The sequence below is a fragment of the Streptococcus suis genome, assembly GCF_019794615.1.
GTDB lineage: Bacteria > Bacillota > Bacilli > Lactobacillales > Streptococcaceae > Streptococcus > Streptococcus suis_AI.
The window spans coordinates 1-7,737 of record NZ_JAIMDU010000057.1 but is presented as its reverse complement, the minus strand read 5'-3'; the positions used below and the strand labels follow the sequence as shown (position 1 = coordinate 7,737).

At 40.4% G+C, this 7,737-nt stretch carries 2 protein-coding genes; both read right to left on the bottom strand.

Features of this window, described 5'->3' with window-relative positions:
• On the bottom strand, positions 1-3,158 hold a 3,158-nt coding region (locus K6V43_RS11030), incomplete at its 3' end, for a KxYKxGKxW signal peptide domain-containing protein (protein ID WP_222383122.1).
• Positions 3,159-3,942: 784 nt separating this feature from the next.
• Positions 3,943-7,737, bottom strand: a 3,795-nt coding sequence (locus tag K6V43_RS11025) for a MucBP domain-containing protein (protein WP_222383121.1), incomplete at its 5' end; no start/stop codon positions are given.

The following is a 7,737-nucleotide window of genomic DNA, read 5'->3' as shown; positions in this document are numbered from 1 at the left end:
TCAGACGCTGATGTTGAAGCTGACTCAGACGCTGATGTTGAAGCTGACTCAGATGCTGATGTTGAAGCTGATTCAGACGCTGATGCTGAAAGTGACTCAGATTGGCTTGCTGATACTGATGCTGATTCAGATGCTGATGTTGAAGCTGATTCAGACGCTGACGTTGAAGCTGACTCAGATGCTGATGTGCTTGCTGACTCAGACGCTGATGTTGAAGCTGACTCAGACGCTGATGTTGAAACTGACTCAGACGCTGACGTTGAAGCTGACTCAGATGCTGATGTGCTTGCTGACTCAGACGCTGACGTTGAAGCTGACTCAGATGCTGATGTGCTTGCTGACGCAGACGCTGATGCTGAAAGTGACTCAGATTGGCTCGCTGATACTGATGCTGATTCAGATGCTGATGCTGAAAGTGACTCAGATTGGCTCGCTGATACTGATGCTGATTCAGAAGCTGATTCTGAAAGTGAGTCAGATTGGCTCGCTGATACTGACGCTGATTCAGATGCTGATGCTGACAATGACTCAGATTGGCTCGCTGAGACTGATGCTGATTCAGACGCTGATGCTGACAATGACTCAGATTGGCTTGCTGATACTGACGCTGATTCAGACGCTGATGCTGAAAGTGAGTCAGATTGGCTCGCTGATACTGACGCTGATTCAGAAGCTGATGCTGACAATGAGTCAGATTGGCTTGCTGATTCAGATTTACTATTCGATTCTGATTCTGAAATTGCTGTGCTTGCTGATTCAGATACAGATTTACTATTTGACTCTGACTCTGAAATTGCTATGCTTGCTGATTCAGATGCAGATTCACTATTTGACTCTGACTCTGAAATTGCAGTACTTGCTGATTGAGAATTTGAAATGGATGCTGATTCAGATTCGTTAACAACATATACATGAGTAGTTTCAGTCATTGAAGTACCAGTATATCTCAAAGTTAGCGGGAATGTAATTCCTTTAAATGTTGATGCTGAATCAGTAGATCTTACATCACGTCCAAAGTGAATATTAAGTGATGCAACACCACCATTTGGTTGAATTTGGAAATAAGCAAAGTTATCAGTATCATTATTGAATTGAACTTTGATCCATTCTTTAGCACCTAGCGTTGTCAAATTTAATTGACTTGCATCAGTAACAATCGTAGTTCCTGTATCGTCACTACCTCTTGTAATTACATATCCTGAGTCCAACAATGCAGAATCAAGTAAATTTTGAGTATTTGAATCACCAACTGTCATAGTTGATGTAGTCAAAATGCGAATAAATCCATCAGTTGAAGTTGTCGAGTAGTCATGAGTCCCCGTATAGTTTGGATCAGCAACCCACAATTCCTTAATAACAGCTTGTTGCGTTGTTTCTACACCATCAACTTTTGTTTTTAATTCAGTAGGTGTAACTATGGTCTTATACTGAATTAATTTCCCAGCATCAGCCCAATCGTATGGATATCCCTGACGTACTTGTTCAACAAAGGACTCACCAGCTACAGGAGTTACATCTTTGGTTGAAGTTGTTGTAGTTGAATATTTATAACCTGGGAAATCACGAATACCTGATGGAGTGTTTGTTAATCCAGGTAGTGTCGCCACAGAATATGTACCTAAAACCGTACCAGTATCGGTAACATAAGTCGTTGTATTGGTAATTGGAGTTGGAACAAGCGTGTTTGTGGCAATTGTATTTTGATCAAACGTTACAGATAATAAACCGGATGCAGTATCAGAAGCACCAGTCGTAGAATACGAAGCAACAATTGGGAAGTTTGCTGATTGAGCTTGATAATAAGTAAACTCTGCAGATTCTGATGGACTGATTGAATGTGATTCCAATAGGTTACCTGCATTATCTACTAATTCAACAAGAATTGAACCTGAAAGATTCTTATCAACAGAAGCTCGTAAATAAGCTCCGTTAGTTGAAGAAGCATTATATCCACGCAATACACCAACGGTACCATCATACCAACCGGCTAATGGGATGAACTTGAAGGTGATGTAATCTGCAACTTCTGTAGCTTTAAGAGAACCTGATGTAGTGTGAGTAGCAGTTGCACCATTCGGATCCTGCATATCTCCTGGTAAGTCTTTACCATCCGCATCTTTTCCAGGTGAAGTTTCAATAGTTGCATTTTCTAATACACCAGTACCTGAACCAATGGTAGTTGATCCAGTAACGCTAAGAATTGCTGTCAAGACACCATCTTCGTCACGTTTCAAGAGTTCTGCTGCCAAAGCTTCATTTGCTGTTTTAACTGCTGCAATTTGTGCTTCCACTTGTTCAACTGTCGCAGTTGGGTCAGCCAAGACCAATTTAGCTGCAGTCACTTCTGCTTGTGTTGCTGCTACTGCAGTAGAAAGACTTGTATCTTCTGTCGCAACTAATTCTTTTTGACCAAGGTCAACCAAAATTTCTGCTTCAGAAGTAACTTGTTCTAGGACTTCTGTTGGTGTTGAAGTTGTAGTTGTTGAGTCTGCAGTAGTTGATTCAGTTGTTGATGCAGACGCTTGTGAATTAGCTACAGCTGCTGCTTCTGAAACGGCTTCGCTCAAAAGTGCTGATTCTGATGTAGAGACTGATTCTGAAGCCACTACTGATTCAGATGCAGAAACTGATGTAGACGTTGATTCTGAGACTGACACTGACTCAGAAGTTGATGTTGATACTGATTCTGAAGTTGACACAGATTCAGAAGTAGTATCAGATTCTGTAGTTGAAGCCAATTCGCTTACTGACTCTGTACTTGATTCAGTTGTTGATGCTGTTTCAGTAGTTGAAGCTGATTCACTTGCAACTTCTGTGCTTGTACCTGACAACGCAACTGTATCTCCAGTAGCCAATGTAGATTCAGTATTGACTTCAGACGCATATACTACGTTTTCTTGGAGTTGATCTAGCACAATTGACCCACCAGCTACTGCACTTGCTGCTGCAAGTCCACGTACCAAGAAAGTAGATTTTGATGACGAAATCGGACCATTTACTTTTACTTTAATATTTTCAGTAGATGTTCCACCCGCTAAACGGAACAAGCCAATGCTTGACATAATGACACGAACCCAGTGTTTACCGGATTTGTACATTTTCACACGGCTTTTACGCGAGATTTCTGTAAAATCTTTGTTTTTAAATTTATTTGACACAAATTTACCTTCCTTATTATGTGTTTTGCCAACAATTTCTGAATCAGCTTAGAATCAGTCATTTTTGTTGTTACGTCATTATACTCCTTTTCTTCTGTACGGTCAAATGATTTAGCTCATATTTTTAAGATATTTTTAAGTTTTTTGAAAACAAATCCATGTAAGCGTGTAAATTTTTTGAAACTTTCATTATAGCAACATAACTATATATTAACTTGTTAAAATTTCGATAAAATCAAGTAATTTGATATACTAAATTTCTTAACTAATACGATAGACATCCATGTACATATCGACTCATTTTCATTTTTCTTGTCTTTGTTTACATTTCTACTCATGTATTTTGGGTGTTATGAATCGATTTATACAAAAAATATCTATACAAATGAAGAATAGTACGCATTTTTTAATAGAATATTACAAATATTCTAATGAGGTTTCATAAATAACTATACAATCACTCTATTGTGTTGATATGAATAACGAACTTATTATCACTAAGTCATACTCTTCGAAAATCAAAATTATCCGTTGTCAAGAGCCTTGATGAGTGAAAAGCTCCAGTGGAGCTTTTCAGCCTGTTACCTTGAAACAAGACAGTAACAGAGTTCTATCATCGGCTTCGTTTCCTAGGCTATTTTTGATTTTCAATGAGTATCAAATTGTTGGATCGGACTTCTAATCAAAGGAAACATTTCAAAAAAAAAGACAAACACCGTGATGTTTGTCTTTTACTTATTTGAACTAATCTTCAAATCTATTTCTTCTCAAGAAACACTTTTCATTAGTCTTCGTTCTTTTTACGACGATTTACTAAAGTACCAATCAAGAGTCCTAGACCTAATAGGGTAGGCATTACAGATGACTCTTGACCTGTATTAGGAAGAACTGCTTTTGGTGAAGCTGGAACAGTCTTCTGACCAGGAGCCGGAGCAACTACTGCCGGTCTTGGTTTAGGTGCATCTGGAGTTGTAGGTGTATCAGTATTTGGCACGTCATTACCTGGAGTTACAGGTGTAGTTGGCGTTGTTGGTTTCACTGGTACATAAGGGATTGGTGTGTCAATACCAGGATTTTCTGGTGTTGGCGGCACATAACCCTTAGTTGGATCTTCTGGATCTACCGGTGTCAACGGTTGGTTGTTCTTAGGATCAACTGGAACATAACCTGGAACGTATGGAATCACTGTGCCTGGGTTTGGTGTTACTGGTACATCTGGATTGTTTGGATCGAATGGATATGGAACTTCTGGGTATTCAGTTGCTGGAACACCTGGAATTTGTGGAATCCAGTTAGCTACTTTTTGGTAAACATAAGTGATTGATGTTTCACCTTCTGTAACTGTTCCGTTTTCTGAACCAACAGTCTTAGATGGAACACGTACATACTTGGTACCGTCCTCAGTAGTGATGACTTCTGGCATATTGTCAGTTGTGTCGTAATCTGTTCCTACTGGAGCATTAGCTGTGTCAGTTACTGGTGCTTTGATCACATTACCTTCAGAATCCACATAGTTAACCACTACTGAACCTGTCTTAGCTGTTTCAACTGGTACGTATGGGATTGGTGTATCAACACCTGGTGTTTCTGGTGTTGGTGGCACATAACCCTTAGTTGGATCTTCTGGATCTACTGGTGTTAACGGTGTATTATCCTTAGGATCTACTGGTGTATAGCCTGGAACGTAAGGAACTACTGGTTGTTCTGTTTCTGGGTTAGTTGGGATAGTTGGAATCTCAGCGTCCGGTTTAGTTGGATCAAACGGATAATCTGTTGTTGGACGTTCGTTTTCTGGAACACCTGGAATTAACGGAATCCATTTCGCAACTTTTTGGTAAACGTAAGTGATAGATGTTTCACCTTCTACAACTTGACCATTTTCTGATCCAATTGTCTTAGATGGAACACGTACATAACGAGTACCGTCTTCAGTAGTAATGACTTCTGGCATATTGTCAGTTGTATCGTAATCTGTACCAACTGCAGCATTAGCTGTGTCAGTTACTGGTGCTTTGATCACATTTCCTTCAGAATCCACATAGTTAACCACTACTGAACCTGTCTTAGCTGTTTCAACTGGTACGTATGGGATTGGTGTATCAACACCTGGTGTTTCTGGTGTTGGTGGCACATATCCTTTAGATGGATCTTCTGGATCTACTGGTGTTAACGGTGTATTATCCTTAGGATCTACTGGTGTGTAACCTGGTACGTACGGAATAACAGTATCTGGTGTTGGTGTTACTGGTACATCTGGATTGTTTGGATCAAACGGATATGGAATCTCTGGGTATTCAGTTGATGGAACACCTGGGATTTGTGGAATCCAGTTCGCTACTTTTTGGTAAACATAAGTGATTGATGTTTCACCTTCTGTAACTGTTCCGTTTTCTGAACCAACAGTCTTAGATGGAACAAGAACATACTTGGTACCGTCTTCAGTAACAATCTCAGTTGGTTTGTTATCTGTTGTATCGTAATCTGTACCTACTTCTGCGTTGTTCGTATCTGTTACAGGAGCCTTGATCACATTTCCTTCAGAGTCCACATAGTTAACCACTACTGAACCTGTCTTAGCTGTTTCAACTGGTACGTATGGGATTGGTGTATCAACACCTGGTGTTTCTGGTGTTGGTGGCACATATCCTTTAGATGGATCTTCTGGATCTACTGGTGTTAACGGTGTATTATCCTTAGGATCTACTGGAGTATAACCTGGAACGTAAGGAACTACTGGTTGTTCTGTTTCTGGGTTAGTTGGGATAGTTGGAATCTCAGCGTCCGGTTTAGTTGGATCAAATGGATAATCTGTTGTTGGACGTTCGTTTTCTGGAACACCTGGAATTAACGGAATCCATTTCGCAACTTTTTGGTAAACGTAAGTGATAGATGTTTCACCTTCTACAACTTGACCATTTTCAGAACCAATTGTCTTAGATGGAACAAGAACATAGCGTGTACCGTCTTCAGTAATGATTTCTTTTGGTTTGTTATCTGTTGTATCGTAATCTGATCCTACTGGTGCATCTGTTGTGTCTTTAACTGGTGCTTTGATTACATTACCTTCAGAATCTACATAGTTAACAACAACTGAACCAGTCTTAGGTGTTTCTACCGGTACGTAAGGGATTGGTGTATCAATACCAGGATTTTCTGGTGTTGGTGGCACATAACCCTTAGATGGATCTTCTGGATCTACTGGTGTCAACGGTGTATTATCCTTAGGATCTACTGGTGTGTAACCTGGAACGTAAGGAACCACTGTACCTGGGTTTGGTGTTACTGGTACATCTGGATTTGTTGGATCGAATGGATATGGAACTTCTGGGTAGTCTGTTGATGGTACGCCAGGAATTTGTGGAATCCAGTTCGCAACTCTTTGGTAAACGTAAGTGATAGATGTTTCACCTTCTACAACTTGACCATTTTCAGAACCAATTGTCTTAGATGGAACAAGGATGTAACGAGTACCGTCTTCAGTAATGATTTCTTTCGGTTTGTTATCTGTTGTATCGTAATCAGTACCTACAGCTGCTTTATCAGTATCTGTAACTGGAGTCTTGATTACATTACCTTCAGAATCCACATAGTTAACAACAACTGAACCAGTCTTAGGTGTTTCTACCGGTACGTAAGGGATTGGTGTGTCAATACCAGGATTTTCTGGTGTTGGTGGCACATAACCCTTAGATGGATCTTCTGGGTCTACTGGTGTCAACGGAGTATTATCCTTAGGATCTACTGGAGTATAACCTGGAACGTAAGGAATCACTGTACCTGGGTTTGGTGTTACTGGTACATCTGGATTTGTTGGATCGAATGGATATGGAACTTCTGGGTAGTCTGTTGATGGTACGCCAGGAATTTGTGGAATCCAGTTCGCAACTTTTTGGTAAACGTAAGTGATAGATGTTTCACCTTCTACAACTTGACCATTTTCAGAACCAATTGTCTTAGATGGAACAAGGATATAACGAGTACCGTCTTCAGTAATGATTTCTTTTGGTTTGTTATCTGTTGTATCGTAATCTGATCCTACTGGTGCATCTGTTGTGTCTTTCACTGGTGCTTTGATTACATTACCTTCAGAATCCACGTAGTTAACGATTACTGAACCAATTTTAGCTTGTTCAGATGCTGACTCAGACGCACTTGTTGACGCTGACTCAGATGCTGATGTTGAAGCTGACTCAGATGCTGATGTTGAAGCTGATTCAGATGCTGACGTTGAAGCTGACTCAGATGCTGACGTTGAAGCTGACTCAGATGCTGATGTTGAAGCTGACTCTGACGCTGATGTTGAAGCTGATTCAGACGCTGATGTTGAAGCTGATTCAGACGCTGATGTTGAAGCTGATTCAGATGCTGATGTTGAAGCTGATTCAGACGCTGATGTTGAAGCTGACTCAGACGCTGATGTTGAAGCTGATTCAGATGCTGATGTTGAAGCTGACTCAGATGCTGATGTGCTTGCTGATTCAGACGCTGATGTTGAAGCTGACTCAGACGCTGATGTTGAAGCTGATTCAGATGCTGATGTGCTTGCTGATTCAGATGCTGATGTTGAAGCTGATTCAGA